Source organism: Pseudomonas sp. R151218B TE3479, from assembly GCF_053629195.1.
In genome coordinates this window covers 2,988,437-3,013,290 of the sequence record NZ_JBRJHV010000001.1, presented here as the reverse complement: position 1 = coordinate 3,013,290, position 24,854 = coordinate 2,988,437, and the positions used below count along the sequence as shown (strand labels likewise).

General features: G+C 61.8%; 19 protein-coding genes. 9 read left to right on the top strand and 10 right to left on the bottom strand.

Annotation, left to right across the window (positions count from 1 at the left end; translation table 11 throughout):
• Positions 1 to 10: 10 nt before the first annotated feature.
• The gene (gene rlmKL, locus AB7M32_RS13445; RefSeq protein WP_454250166.1) at positions 11 to 2,281 is read right to left on the bottom strand and encodes a bifunctional 23S rRNA (guanine(2069)-N(7))-methyltransferase RlmK/23S rRNA (guanine(2445)-N(2))-methyltransferase RlmL; all 2,271 of its coding nucleotides are present in this window, start codon (positions 2,279 to 2,281) and stop codon (positions 11 to 13) included.
• Positions 2,282 to 2,812: 531 nt separating this feature from the next.
• On the opposite strand from rlmKL, the gene rmf reads away from it, so the two are divergent.
• On the top strand, positions 2,813 to 3,028 hold the full coding sequence (gene rmf / locus AB7M32_RS13440; RefSeq protein WP_003223300.1) for a ribosome modulation factor: 216 nt from the start codon (positions 2,813 to 2,815) through the stop codon (positions 3,026 to 3,028).
• 242 nt (positions 3,029 to 3,270) lie between these two features.
• Here rmf and AB7M32_RS13435 read toward each other — a convergent pair whose 3' ends face one another.
• Positions 3,271 to 4,290 (bottom strand): quinone-dependent dihydroorotate dehydrogenase, encoded by a 1,020-nt coding sequence (locus AB7M32_RS13435; protein ID WP_454250165.1) that lies wholly within the window; start codon positions 4,288 to 4,290, stop codon positions 3,271 to 3,273.
• Positions 4,291 to 4,627: 337 nt separating this feature from the next.
• Here AB7M32_RS13435 and AB7M32_RS13430 point away from each other — a divergent pair, with 337 nt between their 5' ends.
• The 8 genes from AB7M32_RS13430 to cobA all read left to right on the top strand — a co-directional run bounded on the left by AB7M32_RS13430 (position 4,628) and on the right by cobA (position 16,447).
• A complete protein-coding gene (locus tag AB7M32_RS13430; RefSeq protein ID WP_454250164.1) occupies positions 4,628 to 5,839 on the top strand; it encodes a CmpA/NrtA family ABC transporter substrate-binding protein in 1,212 nt (403 codons plus the stop codon).
• Positions 5,840 to 5,853: 14 nt separating this feature from the next.
• Positions 5,854 to 6,429, top strand: a complete 576-nt coding sequence (locus tag AB7M32_RS13425; protein ID WP_060738484.1) for an ANTAR domain-containing response regulator — start codon at positions 5,854 to 5,856, stop codon at positions 6,427 to 6,429.
• A 449-nt stretch (positions 6,430 to 6,878) separates the two neighbouring features.
• Entirely contained in the window at positions 6,879 to 8,090 is a 1,212-nt protein-coding gene (locus tag AB7M32_RS13420; protein ID WP_092327020.1) for a nitrate/nitrite transporter, read from the top strand.
• A gap of 9 nt (positions 8,091 to 8,099) precedes the next feature.
• A complete protein-coding gene (locus AB7M32_RS13415) occupies positions 8,100 to 9,770 on the top strand; it encodes a protein kinase domain-containing protein (protein ID WP_454250163.1) in 1,671 nt (556 codons plus the stop codon).
• A gap of 426 nt (positions 9,771 to 10,196) precedes the next feature.
• The gene (gene nirB / locus AB7M32_RS13410; RefSeq protein WP_454250162.1) at positions 10,197 to 12,650 is read left to right on the top strand and encodes a nitrite reductase large subunit NirB; all 2,454 of its coding nucleotides are present in this window, start codon (positions 10,197 to 10,199) and stop codon (positions 12,648 to 12,650) included.
• Positions 12,647 to 12,964 carry a nitrite reductase small subunit NirD gene (gene nirD, locus AB7M32_RS13405; RefSeq protein ID WP_018605256.1) on the top strand — a complete coding sequence of 106 codons (318 nt, stop codon included), beginning with the start codon at positions 12,647 to 12,649 and terminating at the stop codon, positions 12,962 to 12,964. The genes nirB and nirD overlap by 4 nt, the downstream gene beginning before the upstream one ends.
• Positions 12,964 to 15,681, top strand: a complete 2,718-nt coding sequence (locus tag AB7M32_RS13400; protein WP_454250161.1) for a nitrate reductase — start codon at positions 12,964 to 12,966, stop codon at positions 15,679 to 15,681. Before nirD ends, AB7M32_RS13400 begins: the two co-directional genes overlap by 1 nt.
• A gap of 10 nt (positions 15,682 to 15,691) precedes the next feature.
• The gene (cobA, locus tag AB7M32_RS13395) at positions 15,692 to 16,447 is read left to right on the top strand and encodes a uroporphyrinogen-III C-methyltransferase (RefSeq protein WP_454250160.1); all 756 of its coding nucleotides are present in this window, start codon (positions 15,692 to 15,694) and stop codon (positions 16,445 to 16,447) included.
• Positions 16,448 to 16,662: 215 nt separating this feature from the next.
• Here cobA and AB7M32_RS13390 read toward each other — a convergent pair whose 3' ends face one another.
• The 8 genes from AB7M32_RS13390 to ppsA form a co-directional block, all read right to left on the bottom strand.
• Positions 16,663 to 17,697, bottom strand: coding sequence for an OmpA family protein (locus AB7M32_RS13390; protein WP_454250159.1), 1,035 nt, complete (start codon positions 17,695 to 17,697; stop codon positions 16,663 to 16,665).
• Positions 17,698 to 17,804: 107 nt separating this feature from the next.
• Positions 17,805 to 18,395 (bottom strand): RNA polymerase sigma factor SigX, encoded by a 591-nt coding sequence (gene sigX / locus AB7M32_RS13385; protein WP_003183614.1) that lies wholly within the window; start codon positions 18,393 to 18,395, stop codon positions 17,805 to 17,807.
• A 91-nt stretch (positions 18,396 to 18,486) separates the two neighbouring features.
• Positions 18,487 to 19,311: a mechanosensitive ion channel family protein gene (locus tag AB7M32_RS13380; protein ID WP_003199523.1), complete on the bottom strand. Its 825-nt coding sequence runs from the start codon at positions 19,309 to 19,311 to the stop codon at positions 18,487 to 18,489.
• A gap of 2 nt (positions 19,312 to 19,313) precedes the next feature.
• Positions 19,314 to 19,559, bottom strand: a complete 246-nt coding sequence (locus AB7M32_RS13375) for a hypothetical protein (protein WP_014337331.1) — start codon at positions 19,557 to 19,559, stop codon at positions 19,314 to 19,316.
• A gap of 64 nt (positions 19,560 to 19,623) precedes the next feature.
• Positions 19,624 to 20,619: a zinc transporter ZntB gene (locus tag AB7M32_RS13370; RefSeq protein WP_072407931.1), complete on the bottom strand. Its 996-nt coding sequence runs from the start codon at positions 20,617 to 20,619 to the stop codon at positions 19,624 to 19,626.
• 25 nt (positions 20,620 to 20,644) lie between these two features.
• Positions 20,645 to 21,136 carry a ribonuclease E activity regulator RraA gene (gene rraA / locus AB7M32_RS13365; protein ID WP_060738491.1) on the bottom strand — a complete coding sequence of 164 codons (492 nt, stop codon included), beginning with the start codon at positions 21,134 to 21,136 and terminating at the stop codon, positions 20,645 to 20,647.
• Between the two features lie 125 nt (positions 21,137 to 21,261).
• Complete coding sequence (locus tag AB7M32_RS13360; RefSeq protein ID WP_454250158.1) at positions 21,262 to 22,251, bottom strand: alpha/beta fold hydrolase; 990 nt, start codon at positions 22,249 to 22,251, stop codon at positions 21,262 to 21,264.
• 157 nt (positions 22,252 to 22,408) lie between these two features.
• Positions 22,409 to 24,784, bottom strand: coding sequence for a phosphoenolpyruvate synthase (gene ppsA / locus AB7M32_RS13355; protein WP_454250157.1), 2,376 nt, complete (start codon positions 24,782 to 24,784; stop codon positions 22,409 to 22,411).
• Between the last annotated feature and the right edge of the window lie 70 nt (positions 24,785 to 24,854).

The window sequence follows — 24,854 nt, the reverse complement described above, 5'->3', positions numbered from 1 at the left end:
CAGGCTTCGATCAACGTGCCATGATCTTCCAGGCACGGTGGATCTTGCCGTTGCGGGCAAAATCCGGATCAATGGTCTTGGCGGTGATCTCTTCCACCGCGTAGCGCTCGCCGAGATTGTCCTCGAGCTGGAACTTGCGGAAGTTGTTGGAGAAATACAGCACACCGCCCGGAGCCAGGCGTGCCATGGCCAGGTCCAGCAACTGGACGTGGTCGCGCTGCACATCGAACACGCCTTCCATGCGCTTGGAGTTGGAGAAGGTCGGCGGGTCGATGAAGATCATGTCGTACTCGTCACGACTGGCTTCCAGCCAGGCCATCACGTCGCCCTGCTCCAGACGGTTCTTGTCGGAAAAACCATTGAGCGAGAGGTTACGCCGCGCCCAGTCCAGATAGGTTTTCGACAGGTCGACACTGGTGGTGCTCCGAGCACCACCCTTGGCAGCGTGGACGCTGGCGGTCGCGGTGTAGCAGAACAGGTTGAGGAAGCGCTTGCCGGCTGCTTCTTTCTGGATCCGCAGGCGCATCGGCCGGTGATCCAGAAACAGCCCGGTGTCCAGGTAGTCGGTGAGGTTGACCAGCAGCTTCACGCCGCCTTCGTTGACCTCGGTGAACTTGCCCTGGGCGCTCTGGCGCTCGTACTGCTTGGTGCCGCTCTGACGCTCGCGGCGCTTGATCACCACACGGTTCTTGTCGACGTTCAGTGCCTGGGGAATGGCCGCCAGGGCGTCGAACAAGCGGGCCGAAGCCTTTTCCGGATCGATGGACTTGGGCGCGACATACTCCTGGACATGAACCCAGTCGTGGTACAGGTCGATGGCCATGGAATATTCCGGCATGTCGGCATCGTAGACCCGGTAGCAGTCCACACCTTCACGCTTGGCCCATTTACTCAGCAACTTGAGGTTCTTTTGCAGGCGATTGGCAAACATCTGCCCGCCTTCGCTCAACCGCGCCTGCTCGACCACAGGGGCCGGTGCCGGAGCCGGTTTGATCGGGTTGCCGTTCTTGTTGTACTGGCGCTCTTGCGGTACTTCAGGGGCCTGATCGTAGACGGCCTGTTCGCGCTCGGCCTGGCGTTGCTCCGGGGTGCGACGCTCGCCGGTGACGAACTGATCCGGCAGGACCTTGATCAGCAGCAGCTTGCACGGCAAGGCGCCGTTCCAGAACGAATACTGCTTGTGGCTGCGAATGCCCATGCGCTTGCCCAGGTCCGGCGCGCCGGTGAACACCGCCGCCTCCCAGTTCAGGCAGGCCTGGCGCAGGCGCTCGCCGAGGTTCTGATAGAGGTAAAGCAGGCTGGCTTCATCGCCCAGGCGTTCGCCGTACGGCGGGTTGCAGATCACCAGACCTTTCTGGTTCTGGTCCGGACGCGGTTCGAAGGTGGCGACTTCGCCTTGATAGATCTTGATCCACTCGCTCAGGCCCGCACGCTCGACGTTGTTGCGGCCCGGCTGAATCAGCCGTGGGTCGGCTTCGTAGCCGCGAATCCACAGCGGCGGCTTGGCCAGCCCGGCGGCGGCGCGGGCGGTGGCTTCTTCGTGGAGTTTCTTCCACAACGCCGGCACATGGCCGAGCCAGGCGGTGAAGCCCCACTGCTGACGACGCAGGTTCGGCGCCATGTCGGCGGCGATCATGCCCGCCTCCACCAGGAACGTGCCGACACCGCACATCGGGTCGGCGAGCGCGCCGCCTTCAGCGGCAATGCGCGGCCAACCGGCGCGGATCAGGATCGCGGCGGCGAGGTTTTCCTTCAGCGGTGCGGCGCCTTGCTGCAGGCGATAACCGCGCTGGTGCAGGCTGTGGCCGGAAAGGTCGAGGGAGAGGATCGCTTCGCCGCGGTCCAGGCGCAGGTGGATGCGCAGGTCCGGGTTGAGCTTGTCGATGGACGGCCGCTCGCCCGTCGGGGTGCGCAGCTTGTCGACGATGGCGTCCTTGACCTTCAAGGCGCCGAAGTGAGTGTTGTCGATGCCCGAGCCATGGCCGCTGAACTCCACCGCCAGGGTGCCATCGGCCAGCATATGGTCTTGCCAGTCGACATCCAGCACACCGTGGTACAAATCTTCGGCGTCCTTCATCGGGAAGCGCTTGAGCACCAGCAACACGCGGTTGGCCAAGCGCGACCACAGGCACAGGCGATAGGCCGTTTCCATGTCGGCCATGCCGCGCACGGCCGAGGTGTGCTCGCGCGCCTCTTCAAGGCCAAGCCCGACGGCTTCCTCGATCAGCAGGCCTTCGAGGCCCTTGGGGCAGGTGAGGAAGAGTTCGAAACGATCGGACATGGGATTTCCAGAGCCTTTGGCTAAGTGGACCGGGCAACGCATTGCCAGGCCGGGTTCAGTCAGGTGCTTTTCTCAAGAGCACCCGCGTGGCACGAAAGTGTGCCGTGCCGCCCTCGCCGCTCAGGTTAAAAGAGCTTAGATGCGAAGGCAGGTAAAAAATTCTGTGCAACAAATTGTGAAAACTCGACCCTTTCGTCGAATAGTACCCGAGTGCAACGGGAGGACATTCTCATTCAAGGAAAGCCAGTCCCCTTTGGCGCAGGGCCGATCATACAGGGGTCTTGCTCAAAAGCGGTCAACGAACATGAAGTTACTTATCGCCCTAACATCTTTATTGTTACGTGCTTATGACAAAACGATCATTCCATCCATGTGACGCTTTGGTTAGAACTCAACACAGGTTGACGTCGCAACGGCGTCAACACCTCGGCTCGTCACGCCGGCAACGAGCCACCAACGGCAGAATGATTCTGCCCCGGCCTCGATAGAGGTCGACGCTAAGTAACAGTCAACAAGTGAGGGCAACACCCTATGAGAAGACTTAAGCGTGATCCGTTGGAAAGAGCATTTTTACGTGGTTACCAATATGGCGTTGGTGGTAAATCCCGTGAGCTTTGCCCCTTTACTCTACCGTCGGTACGTCAAGCCTGGATCAATGGCTGGCGAGAAGGACGCGGCGACAACTGGGACGGTATGACCGGCACTGCGGGTATCCACAGACTCAACGAACTTCACGCCGTCGGCTGACACAGGGCTTAATACTCAAGAACTCGACAATTTGACACCCATATCGATTTAACCACGCACGTCCCATCCGGACGGCGGGCTACGGCCCAGGGGGCTCCTTCGAGGAGCCCTTTTTAATGCCTGGGGTTTCGTGAATATCGGGGGGTGATTAGCGCAGGACTCAAGCTGCAAACATTCCTGTGGCGAGGGGATTTATCCCCTCGCCACAGGGGTACTGCACTCCCCCTTACAGGCGCGGCTGATCAACCCAACGCCGCAATGGCATCCACCGACTCACGGATCAGCGCCGGCCCTTTGTAGATAAAGCCCGAATAGATCTGCACCAGGCTCGCCCCGGCGGTGATCTTCTCGGCGGCATGCTTGCCTTCGGTAATCCCGCCCGCCGCGATGATCGGCAAGCGCCCCGCCAATTCAGCGGCCAGCACCTTCACGGTGTGGGTGCTCTTGTCACGCACTGGCGCGCCAGACAAACCACCCGCCTCGTCACCGTGCTCCAGCCCTTCGACACCTTCGCGCCCCAAGGTCGTGTTGGTGGCGATCACCGCGTCCATGCCCGTCTCGATCAGGGCCTGGGCTACCTGGGTGGTCTCCTCGTCGGTCATGTCCGGGGCGATCTTGATCGCCAGTGGCACATGCCGGCCGTGGATCAATGCCAGTTCCGCGCGCCGCCCGGCCAGGTCGGCCAGCAGTTGCTTGAGGGAATCACCGAATTGCAGGCTGCGCAGCCCCGGAGTGTTGGGGGAGCTGACGTTGACGGTCACATAGCTGGCGTGGGCATAGACCTTGTCCAGGCAGATCAGGTAGTCGTCGACGGCCCGCTCCACCGGCGTGTCGAAATTCTTGCCGATGTTGATGCCCAACACGCCCTTGTATTTGGCCGCGGCCACACGGGCCAACAGATGGTCGACGCCCAGGTTGTTGAACCCCATGCGGTTGATGATCGCCTCGGCTTGCGGCAGGCGAAAGATCCGTGGCTTGGGGTTGCCCGGCTGTGGTCGTGGGGTAACGGTGCCGATTTCGACGAAACCGAAACCCAACTGGGCGAACCCGTCGATGGCCGCGCCATTCTTGTCCAGACCCGCCGCCAACCCGACCGGGTTGGGGAACTCGAGGCCCATGACCGTTACCGGCAGGTTCGCCGGGGCCTTGCACAGCAAACTGTTAAGCCCTAGACGCCCACCCGCACCGATCAGGTCCAGGGACAGATCGTGAGAGGTTTCCGGGGAAAGTTTGAACAACAGCTGACGGGCCAGGGTGTACATGGGCGGGGGTGACTCGTTCGACGAAATGAGGCGGGGATTATAGCCGGGGCGGAGGAGTGGGTGGGAACGAGCATGAATGAATTGTCCTGCACACCGGTTTCCTTTGCTGCGTAGCCTTGGAAGAGCCGACAAGATGAAAGACTCGGCGTCTTGAATCTTGATGCAAAGGTGGATGGGGCACGCACTGGCATATGCCTTGCACCCTTTTCGTTCATCGGTGCCCATGCCAATGGCGGAATGAGTGCCACACTGTTTTAAAGGACAACGGCGTCGTCATCCGGCTTGCCTTGGCAATCGTCCGGACACGGCGCTTTTTTATGTGCAAAGGTGAAGCGCGATGAATGAAGTTCCAGCCAACCCCCTGGCCTGGGTCAACGGCAGCGATGCCCCGGAAAAGAGCGCGGTCAACCTCGGTTTCATGGCCTTGAGCGACTGTGCCCCGGTGGTGGTCGCCGCCACTCAGGGCTTCGCCCAACCCTACGGCCTGACCCTGAACCTCAAGCGCCAGGCATCCTGGGCCAACCTGCGGGACAAACTGGTCAGCGGTGAAATCGATGCCGCCCACAGTCTGTATGGCCTGGTCTACGCCGTGCATCTGGGCATCGGCGGGGTCGCACCGACCGACATGGCGGTGCTGATGGGGCTGAACCAGAACGGCCAGAGCATCAACCTGTCCCATGGCTTGCAGGCCCAGGGCGTGACCAGTCCTGAAGCACTGGAACGGCACGTGCACCAAACTCGCCCGAAACTGACCTTCGCCCAGACATTCCCCACCGGCACCCACGCCATGTGGCTCTATTACTGGCTCGCCGCCCAGGGCATCCACCCCTTGTCGGACGTCGACAGCGTGGTGGTGCCGCCGCCGCAAATGATTGCGCACCTGCAAGCCGGGCGCATCGACGGGTTTTGTGTCGGCGAACCGTGGTGTGCCAGCGCGGTGAAGCAGAACCTCGGTTTTACCCTGGCGACCACCCAGACCATCTGGCCCGACCACCCGGAAAAAGTCCTGGGCTGCACCCGGGCGTTCGTCGAGCAATACCCCAATACCGCCCGGGCCTTGGTGATGGCGATCCTCGAAGCCAGCCGCTTCATCGAACAAAGCAGCGAAAACCGTCGCAGCACTGCGCAACTGTTGAGTGCACCCGAATACCTCGACGCCCCGCTGGACTGCATCGAGCCGCGTCTACTGGGGATCTATGCCGATGGCTTGGGCAACAGTTGGCAGGATCCCCACGCCATGCGTTTTCATGGCGGCGGCGAAGTGAACCTGCCGTACCTGTCCGACGGCATGTGGTTCATGACCCAGTTCCGTCGCTGGGGCCTACTGCGCGAAGACCCGGACTACCTGGCCGTGGCCCGGGACGTCCAGCAGCTCAAGTTGTACCGTGAAGCCTGTGCGGCGCTGGATATAACGCCCCCGGGCCAGGATATGCGCAGCAGCCAACTGATCGACGGCATCACCTGGGACGGCTCGGACCCGGTCGGGTACGCCCGCAGCTTCAAACTGCACGCCTTGAGCGATGCGGCTCCCCTTCTCGCCAGCCGCTGACAGGAGCCACGACCATGCTGCGTATCCTGCTGATCAACGACACCGCGAAAAAAGTCGGCCGCCTCAAGGCCGCCCTGATTGAAGCCGGCTTCGAAGTGATCGACGAATCCGGCCTGACCATCGACCTGCCGGCGCGCGTCGAAACGGTGCGTCCGGATGTGATCCTGATCGATACCGAGTCACCCGGTCGCGATGTGATGGAGCAAGTGGTGCTGGTCAGTCGCGACCAACCACGACCGATCGTCATGTTTACCGACGAGCACGACCCCAATGTGATGCGTCAGGCGATCAAGTCGGGCGTCAGTGCCTACATCGTCGAAGGCATCCACGCCGCGCGCCTGCAACCGATCCTCGACGTGGCCATGGCCCGCTTCGAAAGTGACCAGGCCCTGCGCGCCCAACTCCTGGCCCGGGACCAGCAACTGGCCGAACGCAAGCGCATCGAACTGGCCAAGGGCATGTTGATGAAGATGAAGGACTGCAACGAAGAACAGGCCTACACCTTGATGCGCCGCCAGGCCATGAGCCGCCAACAGAAGCTGATCCAAGTGGCGGAGCAGATCATCGCCATGAACGAGTTGCTCGGCTGAAAACCTTGTAGCACCTGGCCTGGCGCCATCGCGAGCAAGCTCGCTCCCACAGGTTTCATGGCCCTGAAAATCCAATGTGGGAGCGGGCTTGCTCGCGATAGCAATCTAACTTCCAATATCAATATCGACTGACCCACCGTCTTCGCGAGCAAGCTCGCTCCCACAGGTTTCATGGCCCCTGAAATCCAATGTGGGAGCGAGCCTGCTCGCGATAGCCCTCACGCCAATCCCTACTGTTGGCACAGATCTCGCTTAAGACAAACCCACAGGTAACCAACGGCGGTTGCCCCACCTACGACAAAGACGTCGCACACCCTCCTTGCCTCTCTGGCGATCCGGGTTGCGGCGTTTTTTTGTTTTGGCTCTTCGGAGCCGGTGGTGCGACCACAGGCGGCGCACTGCTCTAAGCACTGACTCATTTCTCGAGACTTTTACAGCTGAGGTGCGCGATGAATTCAAGCTTCTGGAAATCCGGCCACACCCCGACACTGTTCGCGGCCTTCCTTTATTTCGACCTGAGTTTCATGGTCTGGTACCTGCTCGGTCCACTGGCGGTGCAGATCTCCGCCGACCTGCACCTGACCACCCAACAACGCGGCCTGATGGTGGCGACGCCGATCCTGGCCGGCGCCGTACTGCGCCTGTTCATGGGCCTGCTGGCCGACCGGATTTCACCGAAGACCGCCGGCATGGTCGGCCAGGTGATTGTGATCGGTGCGCTGTTCTGCGCCTGGAAACTGGGCATCCACAGCTACGAACAAGCCCTGCTGCTCGGCTTGTTCCTGGGCGTGGCTGGCGCGTCGTTCGCCGTGGCCCTGCCATTGGCGTCCCAGTGGTATCCGCCACAACATCAGGGCAAGGCCATGGGCATCGCTGGCGCCGGTAACTCGGGCACCGTGCTCGCGGCGTTGATCGCTCCGGTGATGGCGGTGGCCTTCGGCTGGACCAACGTGTTCGGCTTCGCGCTGATCCCCCTGGTGCTGACCCTGGTCCTCTTCGCCTGGCTGGCCAAGAACGCCCCCGAGCGGCCGAAAGCCAAATCCATGGCCGACTACCTCAAGGCCCTGGGCGATCGTGACAGCTGGTGGTTCATGTTCTTCTATAGCGTGACCTTTGGCGGTTTCATCGGCCTGGCCAGCGCCCTGCCCGGCTACTTCAACGACCAATATGGCCTGAGCCCGGTCACCGCCGGCTACTACACCGCCGCCTGCGTCTTCGGTGGCAGCCTGATGCGTCCCTTGGGCGGTGCCCTGGCGGACCGTTTCGGCGGCATCCGCACCTTGCTGGGCATGTACACCGTAGCGGCGGTCTGCATCGCGGCGGTGGGCTTCAACCTGCCAAGTTCCTATGCCGCCCTGGCCCTGTTCGTCTGCACCATGCTCGGTTTGGGTGCGGGTAACGGCGCGGTGTTCCAACTGGTGCCACAACGCTTCCGTCGCGAAATCGGCGTGATGACCGGGCTGATCGGCATGGCCGGCGGCATCGGCGGCTTCGTCCTGGCGGCCGGCATGGGGGCGATCAAGCAAAGCACCGGCAGCTATCAGTTGGCCCTGTGGATGTTCGCCAGCCTTGGTGTCCTGGCCTGGTTCGGCCTGCACGGCGTCAAGCGTCGCTGGAGAACCACTTGGGGTTCGGCCGCCGTCACCGCTGCTCGGGTATAACCTGCAACCATGAGCCTGCAATTGAGCTTCGCCGAAGCCAGTGCCATCGGCCCGCGGGAGGAAAACCAGGACGCCCTGCGCCTGGTCACCCCCGCCCCGGCCCTGGCCGCCAGCAAGGGTTACCTGTTCGCCATCGCCGACGGCGTGAGCCAATGCGCCGATGGCGGGCTCGCCGCCCGTTCGACCTTGCAGGCCCTGGCCCTGGACTACTACTCCACGCCGCAAACCTGGGGCGTGGCCCAGGCACTGGACCGGTTGCTACTGGCACAGAATCGCTGGCTGCAGGCCAACGGTGGCGGGCAACCGCTGCTCACCACCGTCAGTGCGCTGGTCCTGCGCGGCCGGCGCTTCACCCTCGCTCATGTCGGCGATTGCCGCGTTTACCGCTGGCACGCCGATCATCTACAACGGGTCAGCGAGGATCACGTCTGGGAACAGCGGGGCATGCAACATGTGCTCAAGCGCGCTCTGGGCCTGGATCAACACCTGATCCTCGACTTTCTCGACGGTGAACTGCGCACCGACGAAACCTTCGTATTGCTCAGCGACGGCGTTTGGGCGGTCCTGGGGGACACGGCCATCGCCGGCATCCTGCGCGACCAGCCGGACCTGGACCTGGCCGCGCAGACGCTGGTCAATGCCGCGCACCTGGCCGGTAGCCAGGACAACGCCAGCGCCTTACTGGTGCGGGTCGATGCACTGGGCGAAGCCAGCATCGGCGATGCCCTGATCCAGTTGCAGCAATGGCCCCTGCCGCCTGCGCTGAAATCGGGCCAAGTCTTCGAGGGCTGGCAGATCGAAAGCCTGCTTGGCCACAGCCAGCAATCGTTGCTCTACCGGGTACATGACGGCCAAGGCCAACCCTGGCTGCTGAAAACCCTGCCCGTGCAGCTACGGGACGACAGCCGGGCCGGACAGGCCTTGCTTTCGGAAGAATGGTTTCTCAAGCGGGTCGCCGGGCGGCAGTTTCCCGAGGTCCATGGCGTACCCCAGCGGCAGCATTTGTACTATGTGATGCGGGAATACCCGGGTGCGACCCTGGCCGCGCTGTTCAACCAGGGCGGGCCGCTGCCCCTGGCGCAATGGCTGGACCTGGCGCAACGGCTGGTGCGGGCGGTGGGCCTGCTGCATCGAAGGCAGATCTACCACCGCGACATCAAGCCGGAAAACCTGCATCTGGGCGACGACGGGGAATTGCGCTTGCTGGACTTTGGGTTGGCGTATTGCCCGGGCCTGTCCGAAGACCAGGCCAACGTGCTGCCCGGCACCCCCAGCTACATCGCCCCGGAAGCCTTCGGCGGCACCGCGCCCACGGCCCAACAGGATTTGTATGCCGTCGGCGTGACCTTGTATTTCCTGCTGACCGGGCATTATCCCTACGGCGAAATCGAAGCTTTCCAACGCCCGCGCTTCGGTGTGCCGGTCAGTGCCAGCCGCTATCGGCCGGACCTGCCCGAATGGCTCGGGCAAAGCCTGGAACGCGCCGTCGCGGCGGACCCGGAGCAACGCTTTGAAACCGCCGAAGAGTGGTTGTTGCTGCTGGAGCAGGGTGAACGCCGCAGCTTGAGCGTAAGGCCCAGGCCGTTGCTGGAGCGCGAGCCGCTGAAGGTCTGGCGGACCTTGGCGCTGGTGTCGCTGGTGGCGAATGTTGTGCTGCTGTTTTTGGTATTTCACGGCTGAGACCCGGTCGCGCCTATCGCGAGCAAGCTCGCTCCCACAGGTTGTGTGTCCACCACAGATCCAGTGTGGGAGCGAGCTTGCTCGCGATGGCGGCCTGATCGTCCATACAACTGCTCCTGCAAGATGCTCCATTACCGAGCAACACGCTTTGATTCGGTGCAATAAATCCTCCCCAACCCTCCCCACCCCACGCGTCCCCCAATAGATCCGCGTCCTCGCGGCACTTGGCACAACCACTGCATAACCTCTCTCACCATACATAAAGCAACGCCTCCAACGATGAAGGCGGTGCTTCCCGAGAGAACGGGACCAGGACAAAGGCGTCCTCGCTAGCTTGCTAGCGGGACGCCTTTTTTTGTTTTCGTAAAAATTGCCGAGCCAGTCCGATCGCCGTGACGAAACGGGCCTGGCTTGCGGAGAACCCTGATGAAAAAACTCAAACTGGTAATGATCGGCAACGGCATGGCCGGGGTTCGAACCCTCGAGGAACTGCTCAAGCTGAGCAACGAGCTGTATGACATCACGGTCTTCGGTGCCGAGCCCCACACCAACTACAACCGCATCCTGCTCTCGCCGGTACTGGCCGGTGAGCAGACGTTCGAAGAGATCGTGCTCAACGACCTGAGCTGGTACCTGGACAACGACATCAAGCTGCTGCTCAACCGCAAAGTGGTGGAAATCGACCGGGTCAAGCGCCGAGTCATCGCCGAAGACGGCAGCGAAGCCGAATACGATCGCCTGCTCATCGCCACCGGCTCCACCCCGTTCATCCTGCCGATTCCCGGCAACACCCTGGAGGGCGTGATCGGCTACCGCGACATCGCCGACACCCAAGCGATGATCGACACCGCCAAGACCCACAAGCATGCCGTGGTCATCGGCGGTGGCCTGCTGGGCCTGGAAGCCGCCAATGGCTTGAAGCTGCGGGGCATGGACGTAACCGTGGTGCACCTGGGCGAATGGCTGCTGGAACGGCAACTGGACAAGACCAGCGGCCAATTGCTGCAGACCGCCCTGGAAAACCGTGGCCTGAAATTCCGCCTCAGCGAGCAGACCCAGGCCCTGCATGACGCCGGCAACGGTCGGGTCGGCTCGGTGCAGTTCAAGAACGGCGACATCATCCCCGCCGACCTGGTGGTGATGGCCGCCGGCATCCGCCCCAACACCGAGCTGGCGGAAAAATCCGGCATCCCATGCAACCGCGGGATCCTGGTCAACGACACCATGCAAACCTACGACCCGCGCATCTACGCCATCGGTGAATGCGCCAACCATCGCGGCACCGCCTACGGTTTGGTCGCACCGCTGTTCGAACAGGCCAAGGTCTGCGCCAACCACCTCGCACAACTGGGTTTCGCCACTTACAAGGGCTCGGTCACATCGACCAAACTCAAAGTCACCGGCATCGACCTGTTCTCCGCCGGGGACTTCATGGGCGGTGAAGGCACCGAGACCATCACCCTTTCCGACCCCATCGGCGGCGTCTACAAAAAGCTGGTGATCAAGGACGACGTGCTGGTCGGTGCCTGCCTGTACGGCGATACCGCGGACGGCGGCTGGTACTTCCGCCAGATCCGTGAAAACCACGGCATCAGCGAGATCCGCGATCACCTGATGTTTGGCGAGAACGCTTTGGGCGACGTCGGCCACCAAGGCCAGGATAAAGCCATGAGCATGGCCGACAGCGCTGAAGTCTGCGGCTGCAACGGCGTGTGCAAGGGCACCATTGTCAAGGCGATCCAGGAACACGGGCTGTTCAGCGTCGATGACGTGAAGAAACACACCAAAGCCGCCAGCTCCTGCGGTTCCTGCGCCGGCCTGGTGGAGCAGATCCTGATCAACACCGTGGGTGGCGCGGCGGACGTCAAACCGAAAAGCGAAAAAGCCATCTGCGGTTGCAGCGACCTCAACCACGGCCAGATCCGCCAGGCGATCCGCGACCAGCACCTGCTGACCATCGCCGGGGCCATGAGCTACCTGAACTGGCGCACCCCGAACGGCTGCGCCACCTGCCGCCCGGCGCTGAACTACTACCTGATCTCCACCTGGCCCGGCGAAGCCCAGGACGACCCGCAGTCGCGCCTGATCAACGAACGCGCCCACGCCAACATCCAGAAAGACGGCACCTACTCGGTCGTCCCGCGGATGTGGGGCGGCGTGACCAATCCTTCGGAACTGCGGCGTATCGCCGACGTGGCCGACAAGTACAACGTGCCCATGGTCAAGGTCACTGGCGGGCAGCGTATCGATTTGCTGGGGATCAAGAAGCAGGACCTGCCCGGCGTCTGGAAAGACCTCGACATGCCGTCCGGCCACGCCTACGGCAAATCCATCCGCACCGTGAAGACTTGCGTGGGCAGCGAGTTCTGCCGCTTCGGCACGCAGAACTCCACTCAACTGGGCATCGAGCTGGAACACGACCTGTTCAACATGTGGTCGCCCCACAAGGTGAAGCTGGCCGTCTCCGGTTGCCCACGCAACTGTTCGGAAGCCGGCATCAAGGACGTCGGCATTATCGGCGTCGACTCCGGCTGGGAGATGTACATCGGGGGCAACGGCGGGATCAAGACCGAAGTCGCCGAGTTTTTCGTCAAGCTCAAGACCGCTGAGGAAGTGCGTGAATACAACGGCGCCTTCCTGCAGTTGTACCGCGAGGAAGCCTTCTATCTCGAACGCACTGTGCATTACATGCAGCGGGTTGGCATGGAGCACATCAAGAAGGCCGTGCTGGAAGACCCCGAGCGGCGCAAGGCCCTTCACGAACGCCTGAAGTTTTCCCTGTCGCTGGAGCAGGACCCTTGGAAGCAACGCCTGGAACAGCCTCAGTTGAAGAAAGAGTTCGAGGTCATCCCCGTGAAAAACCTGGAGGTGCCGGCATGAACTGGTTGGATATCTGCGCACTGGAAGAGATCAACATCCTGGGTTCGCGCATCATCAATGGCCCCAAAGGCGATATCGCGATTTTCCGCACCAGCGACGATGAAGTGTTCGCCCTTGATGACCGTTGCCCGCACAAGGGCGGCCCGTTGTCCCAAGGCCTGGTTTACGGCAAACGCGTGGCCTGCCCGCTGCACAACTGGCAGATCGACCTGGAAAGCGGCCAGGCCCAAGCCCCCGACGTGGGCTGCGCCCATCATCATTCGGCCCGGGTCGAAAACGGCCGGGTGCAGTTGGCCCTGCGGGACGCAAGCTGATGAACCGCCAGACCACGGCCTCGACCTGCTGTTATTGCGGGGTCGGTTGCGGCGTGCTGATCGAGCATGACGACGAGCGCATTCTCGGCGTCAGTGGCGATCCCGCCCATCCGGCCAACTTCGGCAAACTGTGCAGCAAGGGTTCCACCCTGCACCTGACCGGCGACCTCGCCGCCCGCGCCCTATACCCGGAGCTGCGCCTGGGCAAAAGCCTGGCCCGGGCCCGCACCGATTGGGACAGCGCCCTGGATCACGCCGCCAGTGTCTTCGCCAAGACCCTAGCCGAGCATGGCCCCGACAGCGTGGCGTTCTACATCTCCGGACAACTGCTGACCGAGGATTACTACGCTTTCAACAAACTCGCCCGGGCGTTGGTGGGCACCAACAACATCGACAGCAATTCCCGGCTGTGCATGTCCTCCGCCGTGGTGGGCTACAAACGCAGCCTCGGCGCCGACGCCCCGCCCTGCAGCTATGAAGACCTGGAGCTGAGCGACTGCGTGATGATCGTCGGCAGTAACATGGCCTACGCCCATCCCATCCTCTTTCGCCGCCTCGAAGAGGCCAAATCCCGCCGGCCGCAGATGAAAATCATCGTCATCGATCCCCGGCGCACCGACACCTGCGACCTGGCGGACCTGCACCTGGCGATCCTGCCGGGCACCGATGTCGCCTTGTTCCATGGGATTTTGCACCTGCTGCTGTGGGAAGACTGGGTCGACCGCGCCTTCATCAAGGCCCACACCGAAGGTTTGGCGGACCTGAAGAACCTGGTACGCGACTACACCCCAGCGATGGTCGCCCAGTTGTGCGGCATCAGCGTCGAACAACTGCACCAGTGCGCCGAATGGGTCGGTACCTCGCCGAGTTTCCTGTCGTTGTGGTGCATGGGTCTGAACCAATCCACCGCTGGCAGCGCCAAGAACAGCGCACTGATCAACCTGCACCTGGCCACCGGGCAAATCGGCCGGCCGGGTGCTGGCCCCTTCTCTCTGACCGGCCAACCCAATGCCATGGGCGGACGGGAAACCGGCAGCCTGTCGAACCTGTTGCCGGGTCACCGCGAAGCCGCCAACCCGGAGCATCGCGCCGACGTCGCCCGTTACTGGGGGGTCGAGCAATTGCCCGCCACCACCGGCTTGAGCGCCATCGAGCTGTTCGAGCAGGTGCGCAGCGGCAAGATCAAGGCCTTGTGGATCGCCTGCACCAACCCGGCCCAATCGATGCCGGACCAGACAGCGGTACGCGAGGCCCTGCAAGCCTGCCCGTTCGTGGTGTTGCAGGAAGCCTTCCGGACCACCGAAACCGCCGCCTTTGCCGACCTGCTGCTGCCGGCAGCCAGTTGGGGCGAGAAAGAAGGCTCGGTGACCAACTCCGAACGGCGTATTTCCCACGTCCGTCGGGCCATCGGCGCACCGGGTGAAGCACGGCCGGACTGGGCGATCACAGTGGATTTCGCACAACGCCTGGAGAAACGTCTGCGCCCAGGCCAACCCAGCCTGTTCGCCTTCGACACCCCGGCCCAACTGTTCGATGAATACAAGCAACTGACCCGTGGCCGCGACCTGGACTTGTCCGGCATCAGCCATGCCCTGATCGACCGGCTCGGCCCTCAGCAGTGGCCCTTCCCGGATGGCGCCACGGTCGGAACGACGCGCCTGTACGTGGACGGGATTTTCCCGACCGACAGTGGCCGAGCGCGCTTCGTGGCCGATCCCTATCGCGCCGCCCAGGAACTGCGTGACGCCCGCTACCCATTGACCCTCAACACTGGCCGCTTGCGTGACCAGTGGCACGGCATGAGCCGCACCGGTACCGCCGCGCAGCTGTTTGGTCATGTGAACGAAGCCGTACTCAGCCTGCATCCCGATGAACTGCAGCGGCATCGCTTGCAAGCGGGCGACCTGGTCAGCCTCAAGAGCCGTCGCGGCAGCGTGATCGTGGCCGTGGACAGCGACGACAGCGTGCGCCCCGGCCAGGCGTTCCTGCCCATGCACTGGGGGGATCGATTTCTCAAGGGCGGCGTGAATACCCTGACTCAACCGGCTTTCGACCCCTTGTCGAAACAACCGGAACTCAAGCACAGCGGCGTGCGCCTGGAGCCGGTGAACCTGCCTTGGCAGCTTTTCGCCTTGATCGAAGGCGACGTTCAACAGCATCTGGAAGCGCTGCGCCCCCTGTGCGAGGCGTTTTCCTACGTCAGCCTGAGCTTGACCGGCCGTGAACGTCCCGCGTTGCTGATTCGCGCTGCCAGCGCCGTCGCGCCCGAACCGCAACTGCTCCAGGCCATCGACGAGCAATTGGGCCTGATCGACGGGCCGGTGCTGGCCTATGACGACCCGCGCCGCGCCATCGGCAAACGGGTGCGCATCGAAAACGGCCGCATCACCGCCATTCGCCTGGCCGGCGAAACCCTGGCACGCCACTGGCTGCAGAACCTGTGGCTGGAAGGGCGTGCCGATGAACAACTGCGGCGCTGGCTGCTGGCACCTTTGAGCGCGCCGCCGGGCAATGTTGGCGCCGCAACGGGTGGCAGCAAAACGCTGTGCAACTGCATGAACGTCAGCCAGCGTGCGATCTGCGCAGGCATTGAACGTGGCCTGGACTTGCAGGGGCTTAAACAGGAACTGGGCTGTGGCACGCAATGCGGCTCTTGCGTACCGGAAATCAAACGCCTGCTGGTTGCCACTGCGCAACCGCTGGCGGCTATCTCGTGAGGAAAACACTATGAACGCAAAAGTCTGGCTGGTGGGTGCAGGTCCCGGTGACCCCGAATTGCTGACCCTCAAAGCCGTGCGCGCCTTGGGCGAGGCCGACGTGGTGTTGATCGACGACCTGGTCAATGCCGCAGTGCTGGAACACTGCCCCGCTGCGCGCATCATTGCCGTGGGCAAGCGCGGCGGCTGCCGTTCCACCCCCCAGGCCTTCATTCATCGGCTGATGCTGCGTTATGCCCGCCAGGGCAAATGCGTGGTGCGCCTCAAGGGCGGCGACCCGTGCATCTTCGGCCGCGGCGGCGAAGAGGCGCAGTGGTTGCGCGAGCATGGCGTCGAGGTGGAGCTGGTCAACGGCATCACCGCCGGCCTCGCGGGGGCGACCCAGTGCGATATTCCACTGACCCTGCGCGGGATTGCCCGGGGCGTGACCCTCGTCACGGCCCACACCCAGGACGGCAGCCGCCTGAACTGGCATGCCTTGGCCCAAAGCGGCACGACGCTGGTGGTGTACATGGGCGTGGCGAAACTGAGCGAGATCCGTGAGCAGTTGCTGGCCGGTGGCCTGGCGGCGAACACGCCCGTGGCCATGATCGAAAACGCCTCCCTGCCCCACCAGCGTGATTGCCGCAGCGACCTGGCCTCGATGGAAGCCGATGCCAGCGCCTTCCAGCTCAAGAGCCCGGCGATCCTGGTGATCGGTGCGGTGGCCGGTGCTGCCGAACTCACCGCGTCACAGCCTGCGTGGGTTCAGGCTTCGGCGCTGTAACCAACAGCACCCAACCTAATGTGAGAGCGAGCTTGCTCGCGATAGCGGTGGGTCAGCAGCATCAATACTGGCTGACATACCGCTATCGCGAGCAAGCTCGCTCCCACAGGTGTTGTGTTTAACCAACTGTTTGCGGCAACCCCCCCCTCATTTTCATAAATCCCAGGCAAAGAAAAGCCCGGCCTAGGCCGGGCTTTTCCAAAGCTGCGGGCTAATTACTTAGCTTGAGCTTCAACCTGCGCTTCTACGCGACGGTTAACTGCACGACCAGCATCAGTAGCGTTGTCGGCAACTGGGCGGGTTTCACCGTAGCCAACAGACTGAACGCGGGACGATTCAACACCGTACTGGTTGGTCAGAACTTGCTTAACGGCGTTTGCACGACGCTCAGACAGCTTCTGGTTGTAAGCGTCAGGACCGACGGAGTCAGTGTGACCTTCAACAGTAGTGGTGGTGGATGGGTACTGCTTCATGAAGTCAGCCAGGTTCTTGATGTCGCCGTAGCTGTTAGGCTTGACGACCGACTTGTCGAAGTCGAACTTGACGTCCAGCTCAACACGAACGACTTCGGCAACTGCTGGGCAGCCATCAGCGTCAACAGTTACGTTGGCTGGGGTGTCAGGGCACTTGTCGACGTTGTCGCAGACGCCATCGTTGTCGCTGTCGGAGCAGACTTCAGCCGGAGCTGGAACTGGAGCAGCAGCAGGCTTGGAGCCGCCACCGAAGTTCACACCGATACCAACGCTTGGCGCCCACTCGGTGTCGCCCTGGTCGATGTTGTACTGAGCTTCAACGCCGGCACGGGCGTAGAAGTTCTCGGTGAAATACAGCTTGGCGCCGCCACCAACGTTGGCGAAGGTAGAACGGTTACGACCGTTGCTGCCATTCTGGTCGATGCTCTGGTCGGAGAAACCGGCCGAAACGTAAGGACGCAGCATGTCGCCTGGGTTGTTGAAGTGGTACAGAGCGTCCAGAGCGGTGTTGGCGCCCTTGACGTTAGTGCCGTCGTCGGTACGTGCGTTGTGCACTTCGTCATAGGCCAGACGCAGTTCAACGTCGTCGGTCAGAAAGTAACCAACCGAACCGCCGAACAGGTTGCCGTTGTTCTTGAAGTTACGAGCGCTGTCGAATTGTTCTTTCTTGGCGAAGCCTTCGATTTCAACTGCGCCTTGGCCTTGTGCCAGAGCGCCGAACGAAGTGGCAGCAATCAAAGAACCAATGGCAAAGCCCAAGGTGTTTTTCAGTTTCATCCGTTAAATCCCCATCTGGTGATTGTGAAGCAGTCCCGCAAACCGGGGGACAACTCGGCGGCAAGTCTATCAGAACTTGCCTACGCGTAAGAGATATTTGCGCCGAACTAAGTTTCAGCAATGCCCGCAAATTTCTCACGCAATTTGTCAAGAGCGCGCTTGTAACGCATTTTTGTCGCGCTCAAACCCATGTGCATTATGTCTGCGATCTCCTGGAATTCCAGCTCTGCGACAAATCGTAGCACCAGAATCTCCCGGTCGATCGGGTTTACATAGACCAGCCAGCGATCGAGCCCACCCTTTTCCTCGGGCTTGGGCGCCTTATCTTCCGACGCTTCCTCGAGAGGATCCAGGCTCAACGCGTCCATCAAGCGACGCTTTCGCCGTTCCTTGCGATACTGCGTGATGCATTCGTTGTACGTGATGCTGTAGAGCCAGGTCTTGAACTTCGATTTCCCCTCGAAGTTCTTCAGGCCATACAGCACCTTCAACATCACCTCCTGACAGACATCGTCAGCATCACGATCGTTCCCGAGATAACGCGCACAAACGTTAAATAAAGTTCTCTGGTAGCGACGCATCAACTCTTCATAGGCGCGTGTTACGTGGAACAGCTCCGTATGCGCGCGCGCGACCAACTCCTCATCGGAGAGATCACGGGGGTCGTAGCGCGTGGATAGCGATTGGGGTTTGTTCAAAACAAGTCGGGCCGACAGTCTAGGTCAATGTGCGCCGCAGCCTGTGTTATCAGGCATTTCGCGGCGGCATACATTAGCAGGATTTGCCGGGTTAGCGGCTACTCACATGCTGTTCCAGCAGGATCCGATTGGAAAGCGACACCAACTCGCCCTCCTCGGTCAGCAATGTGGTTTTCACCGTGCCGATCTCCTCGATCTGGCCTTCGACCTCGCCAACACGCACTTGTTGCCCAACCTCATACAATTCACGCACATAGATTCCCGCAAGAATCTGACCGGCGATTTCCCGGCTTCCCAATCCCATTGCCAGCGCAACCGCCAGACCAACGGTAATCAATACGATCACGATCACGTGGTTGAGCAGGTCGGTCTTGACCTCCAACTGGCTGATCGCCACCGAAATACTGATGATAATCACCAGGCCCTGGGCGATACGCCCCACGCCAGCGGCATAGTCCAGCCCGACGCCTTCGGCCGCCCCGCGTACCAGCCCATTGGCCAGTTGGGCCAGCAGGACACCCACCAACAACACCAGCGCGGCACCAAAAACCTTCGGCAAATACAATGCAAGCATATCGAGCGTAGCTGAAACTCGCTCAAGGCCAAGGGATTCTGCTGCGGAAACCAGGAAAATCAACAATACGAACCAATAAACGATCTTGCCGACCAGGGTCGAGATCGGCACCTGGATGCCGCCACGGGACAGCAACTTGGTCAGGCCGGTGCCCCCCATCAGGCGATCGAGACCCAGTTTGGCGAGCAACTTGGACAGCAGCGTATCCAGCAGCTTGGCCACGACAAAACCCAGCAACAGCACCACCAGAGCCCCAAAGAGGTTCGGGATGAAGTTGGCTACCTTGGTCCACAATGCAGTCATTGCCGTGACGAGGCTCTGGGTCCAGAGATCAAGTTCCATATTCAATCAGCCTTATCAGCGGTGCGAGTAACAGGTTTACGGCGGGAAACCGGCGAGACATGGGCCGATCCGTTATTCAGGGCGATCATCAGCGCGGGCAACCAGCGGCCCAGCAGGCTGAACAGATCGCCCGCGCCGACCTGGCGGTTGGCGGTTTTCAGTACACGTCCCAGGCATGCATCGTCGTCCCGGCTGGACGGCGAAGCCTTGAGCATGTCGCGCAAAGACTGTTCAAACGGATCGTGCATACGCACCTCTCGTGATGTCTGTGGAAGACGCGATCAAATTTCGTCGGGTCACATGAAACCCCTGTCATACCCAGCGCAAACGACGGAACAACCACCACTGCCCCAGTGCCACGCAGATCATCAGCAGGCACGCAACCATGAAACCGTAGGGGCTTTCGGAAAACGGAATACCGCCGACGTTAATACCCAACAGGCCGGTGAGAAAACTCATCGGCAGGAAAATCCCGGTGATGATGCCGAAGCGGTACATGGTGCGGTTCATGCGTACCGAAAGGCGCCGGTCTTCGGCCTCCAGCACAAGCCCCACGCGCTCTCGAGTCAATTCCAGCTCCTCGAGGTAACGGGTCAGGCTGTTGTTCAATTCGTTCCAATAGTCGCCGTCGTCATCGCAAAACCAGGGCAGCTTGAGCCGTGTCATCTGGCCGAAGATGTCCCGCTGTGGCGCCAGGAATCGCTTGAGTGCGGCAGCCCTTCGACGGATGTGCAAAATGGCGTCGTGCTCGGGGGTATACCGTTCGTCGGTATCAAGCTTTTCTTCCTCGCCATCGACGATTTCGGAGAGGCAAGTGACCAGGTCCTGCACCTTGTTGGTGAGGTATTGCGCCATGTAAAGGATGAGTTCGGAGGCCGTTTTCGGCCCCTTGCCCTCGGCCAGTTGCGCCAACAGTTCATCGGTGGCGCGCAACGGACGCAGGCGCAGGGAGATCACTCGCTGGGCGGACGCGAAGATCCGTACCGACACCATGTCCTCTGGCTCGGCACCCGGGTTGAGGTTGATCCCCCGCAGGAACAGCAGCAGCTCGGCATTGGGCAACGGCAACAAGCGCGGCCGGGTGTTCTCTTCGAGCAGCAGGTCGCAGTTGAATTCGCTCAGGCCGCTGGATTTACGCAGCCAGGTGTGGGTTTGCGGATGACTGCGATCCCAGTGCAGCCACAGGCTTTCGTGGGCCTGCAGCTGCAAATCGTCGAGTTCGGTCCGGGCTATGGAACGCGCGCCGCCTTTACCGTCCAGCACCAGGGCATGCACCAGCCCCCATTGCGCGTTTTCTTCCTCGAACATCCTCATCCCTTATGGCTGTGGCACTTCATTCAGGCATTTTCAGCGGGCTTGGCGAAACGATCACGCCGTTGTTGTCGGCATAGACATACTCGCCCGGGCGGAACGTCACGCCGGCAAAGGTCACCGCCACATTGAGCTCGCCGACACCACGCCGGTCGGTCTTCATCGGATGGCTGGCCAGGGCCTGGACCCCGAGGTCGGTCTGGGCGATGACGTCGACGTCGCGGATGCAACCGTAGATCACCAGCCCTTCCCAGCCATTTTTCGCGGCTTTTTCCGCCAGCATGTCCCCCAGCAGTGCCCGGCGCAGGGAACCGCCGCCGTCGACCACCAGCACCTTGCCGTTGCCCTTGAGTTCAACCTGCTCCTTGACCCGCGAGTTGTCCTCGAAGCACTTGATGGTCACGATTTCGCCGCCGAAGGAATCGCGGCCACCGAAATTGCTGAACATCGGTTCCAACACCTGCACCAGTTCCGGGTAGGCGTCGCACAGGTCGGGCGTGAGGTAATGGTTCATCGAACAACTCCTGAAGGCTGGAACGTCAGACTGAATGAGCAACCGTTTGTGACTGGAACTGCTTGAAGCGTCATATCTTAGCCGCAAGCCGACCAGAGCGAAATGCCCTTGTCAGAGCCTTCGCCTCAAACCGCCTCGGCCAACTGGGGCTGCCCTGCCACCAGGGAGGCCTGTTGATCCTCGAGCCAACGCGCCACCAACGGCCAGACCTCAAGGTGAGCGGCCTTGCTGACCAGCATCTCCACATGTCCGAAATCATCGGTAAAACCCTGTCCCCGGCCCAGGCAGACAAACTGCTTGTGCACCGAGCCGATCTGATCGAAAAGTTTGCGGCAAGCCCAGGTCGGGTCCTGGTGATCACCCGCGGCACTCACCGCCAGCACAGGCAACTGGACATCGGCCAACCCGGCCCACCAGTTCTTCTCGGCATCGCCGAAACGTCCGAACAAACCGTACCAACGCATGCTTTCCAGGGCCAGGCCGATGGGCTCGTCCTCGGGGCCGCGCTTGAGCCTTGCGCCGGACAACTGGGCAAAGCGCTTGAGAATGAAGCGGCCACTCCATTCCACCGGAGGGATCTTCAGCGGCCAGTAGGTGCGGCTGACCTGGGTGCCGAAAAATGCCGCCGACGCCACGGCAGGCTCGCCCAGGTAGTGGCCGCCCAAGGCTGCCGCCAGGGTAATTCCCCCCAGGGAGTGGCCGATCCAATGGGGCACCTGCCCGCTCTGCTCACGCACGAAGGCGCCAATGGCCGGCAAGTCATAGCGGGCGTAGTCGGCCACCCGATTGTGGCGGTAGCCCTGGTTACGCTGAGATAGGCCATGGCCGCGCATCTCGGGGATCCACACGTCGAATCCCAGGCGTGCCAGGTACGCCCCCAGGCCCAAACCCTTGGACGAATACCAGAAGCGTCGGTTGGAAAAGCTGCCGTGCAACAAGATCACGGGAACGCCACGGGTTTCGGTGGCGTCGGCCATGCCCAGCCGGGTGACGGCCAGTTCGACGCTGTAGTCCGGGCTGTTGCCGGGTTTCAAGCGATAGACATCTTCGCTCAGATCACCGCGCCGCTCGGCGCTGATCAGGGCGACAGGAAATAGATTGCTGCTGCTTTGCATAATGCTCTTGCACAAAAAAAGACGACTGTGGGAGCGAGCTCGCTCGCGATTGCGGTTGATCAGCAAAATAATCTTGGCTGACACTCCGCTATTGCGAACAAGCTCGCTCCCACAAAGGTTACCCGGCTTACATTACCGGTGGGACCCCTTCACTCGATCAGCCCGCTGCCTGACCCTCAGCCAGGAAGAACCAGGTTTCCAGCACGGAGTCGGGGTTCAACGAAACGCTTTCGATGCCCTGCTCCATCAGCCACTTGGCCAGGTCCGGGTGGTCCGAAGGACCCTGGCCACAGATGCCGATGTACTTGCCAGCCTTGTTGCAGGCGGCGATGGCATTGGCCAGCAGTTTCTTGACCGCCGGGTTCCGCTCGTCGAACAGGTGGGCGATGATCCCGGAATCGCGGTCCAGGCCCAGGGTCAGCTGGGTCAGGTCGTTGGAACCGATGGAGAAACCGTCGAAGAACTCGAGGAACTCTTCAGCCAGGATGGCGTTGGACGGCAGTTCGCACATCATGATCACGCGCAGGCCATTGCCGCCACGGGCCAGGCCGTTTTCCGCCAGCAGGTCGACGACCTGGCTCGCTTCACCCAGGGTCCGCACGAACGGCACCATGATCTCGACGTTGGTCAGGCCCATCTCGTTGCGCACGCGCTTGAGGGCGCGGCACTCGAGTTCGAAGCAGTCTCGGAACGATTCGCTGATGTAGCGCGACGCACCACGGAAGCCCAGCATCGGGTTCTCTTCTTCCGGCTCGTAGAGCTTGCCGCCGATCAGGTTGGCGTATTCGTTGGACTTGAAGTCCGACAGGCGCACGATGACCTTTTTCGGCCAGAACGCCGCCGCCAGGGTGCTGATGCCTTCCACCAGTTTCTCGACGTAGAAACCGACTGGATCGTTGTAGCCGGCAATGCGCTTGTCGACGCTGTCTTTGATTTCCTGAGGCAGGCCGTCGTAGTTCAGCAGTGCCTTGGGGTGCACACCGATCATGCGGTTGATGATGAACTCCAGGCGGGCCAGGCCCACACCGGCGTTCGGCAACTGTGCGAAGTCGAAGGCGCGGTCCGGGTTACCGACGTTCATCATGATCTTGAACGGCAGCTCCGGCATGGCGTCCACGGAGTTCTTCTTGATGTCGAAGCCCAGTTCGCCCTCGAAGATGTAGCCGGTGTCGCCTTCGGCGCAGGAAACGGTCACGCCCTGGCCGTCCTTGAGCAGTTGGGTGGCGTTGCCGCAGCCCACCACTGCCGGGATCCCCAGTTCACGGGCGATGATCGCCGCGTGGCAGGTACGCCCGCCGCGGTTGGTGACGATGGCGCTGGCGCGCTTCATCACCGGTTCCCAGTCCGGGTCGGTCATGTCGGAGACCAGTACGTCGCCGGCCTGGACCTTGTCCATCTCCGAGACGTCCTTGATGATCCGCACCTTACCCGCGCCGATGCGCTGGCCAATGGCCCGGCCTTCCACCAGCACGGTGCCGGTTTCCTTGAGCAGGTAGCGCTCCATGACGTTGGCCTGGGTGCGGCTTTTCACGGTTTCCGGACGGGCCTGCACGATATACAGCTTGCCGTCGTCACCGTCCTTGGCCCACTCGATGTCCATCGGACACTTGTAGTGCTGCTCGATGATCATTGCCTGCTTGGCCAGCTCGCTGACCTCGGCATCGCTCAGGCAGAAGCGCGCGCGCTCGGCCTTGTCCACGTCGACGGTCTTCACCGAGCGACCGGCCTTGGCTTCGTCGCCGTAGATCATCTTGATGGCCTTGCTGCCCAGGTTGCGGCGCAGGATGGCCGGACGACCGGCTTGCAGCGTGCCCTTGTGAACGTAGAACTCATCCGGGTTCACCGCGCCCTGCACGACGGTTTCACCCAGGCCGTAGGCGCCGGTGATGAACACCACGTCACGGAAGCCGGACTCGGTGTCGAGGGTGAACATCACGCCGGCGGTGCCGGTTTCGGAGCGGACCATGCGCTGCACACCGGCGGACAGGGCGACCAGCTTGTGGTCGAAGCCCTGGTGCACGCGGTAGGAAATGGCACGGTCGTTGAAAAGGGAGGCGAAGACTTCCTTGGCGGCACGAATGACGTTTTCCACGCCACGGATGTTCAGGAAGGTTTCCTGCTGGCCGGCGAAGGAGGCATCCGGCAAGTCTTCGGCGGTAGCCGAGGAACGCACGGCGACGGCGATATCGGGATTGCCTTCGGACAGTTTGGCGAAAGCGGTGCGGATCTCGGCGTTCAGTTTCTCGGGAAACTCGGCTTCCATGATCCATTGACGGATCTGGGCACCGGTCTTGGCCAGGGCGTTGACGTCATCGACGTCCAGGGCATCGAGCGCATCGTGGATCTGCTTGTTCAGGCCGCTCAGTTCCAGGAAATCACGATAAGCCTGGGCGGTCGTGGCGAAGCCACCTGGCACCGATACGCCGGCACCGGCGAGGTTGCTGATCATCTCGCCCAGGGATGCGTTCTTGCCCCCCACATGCTCCACATCATGGACGCCGAGCTTATCGAGGGAAACTACGTACTCTACCAAGGTGATCTCTCCACTAACTGTGTTGGAAAAGCTCAAGGCACCGGCGGCTCCAGGGGAGCGCCTGCCGGCG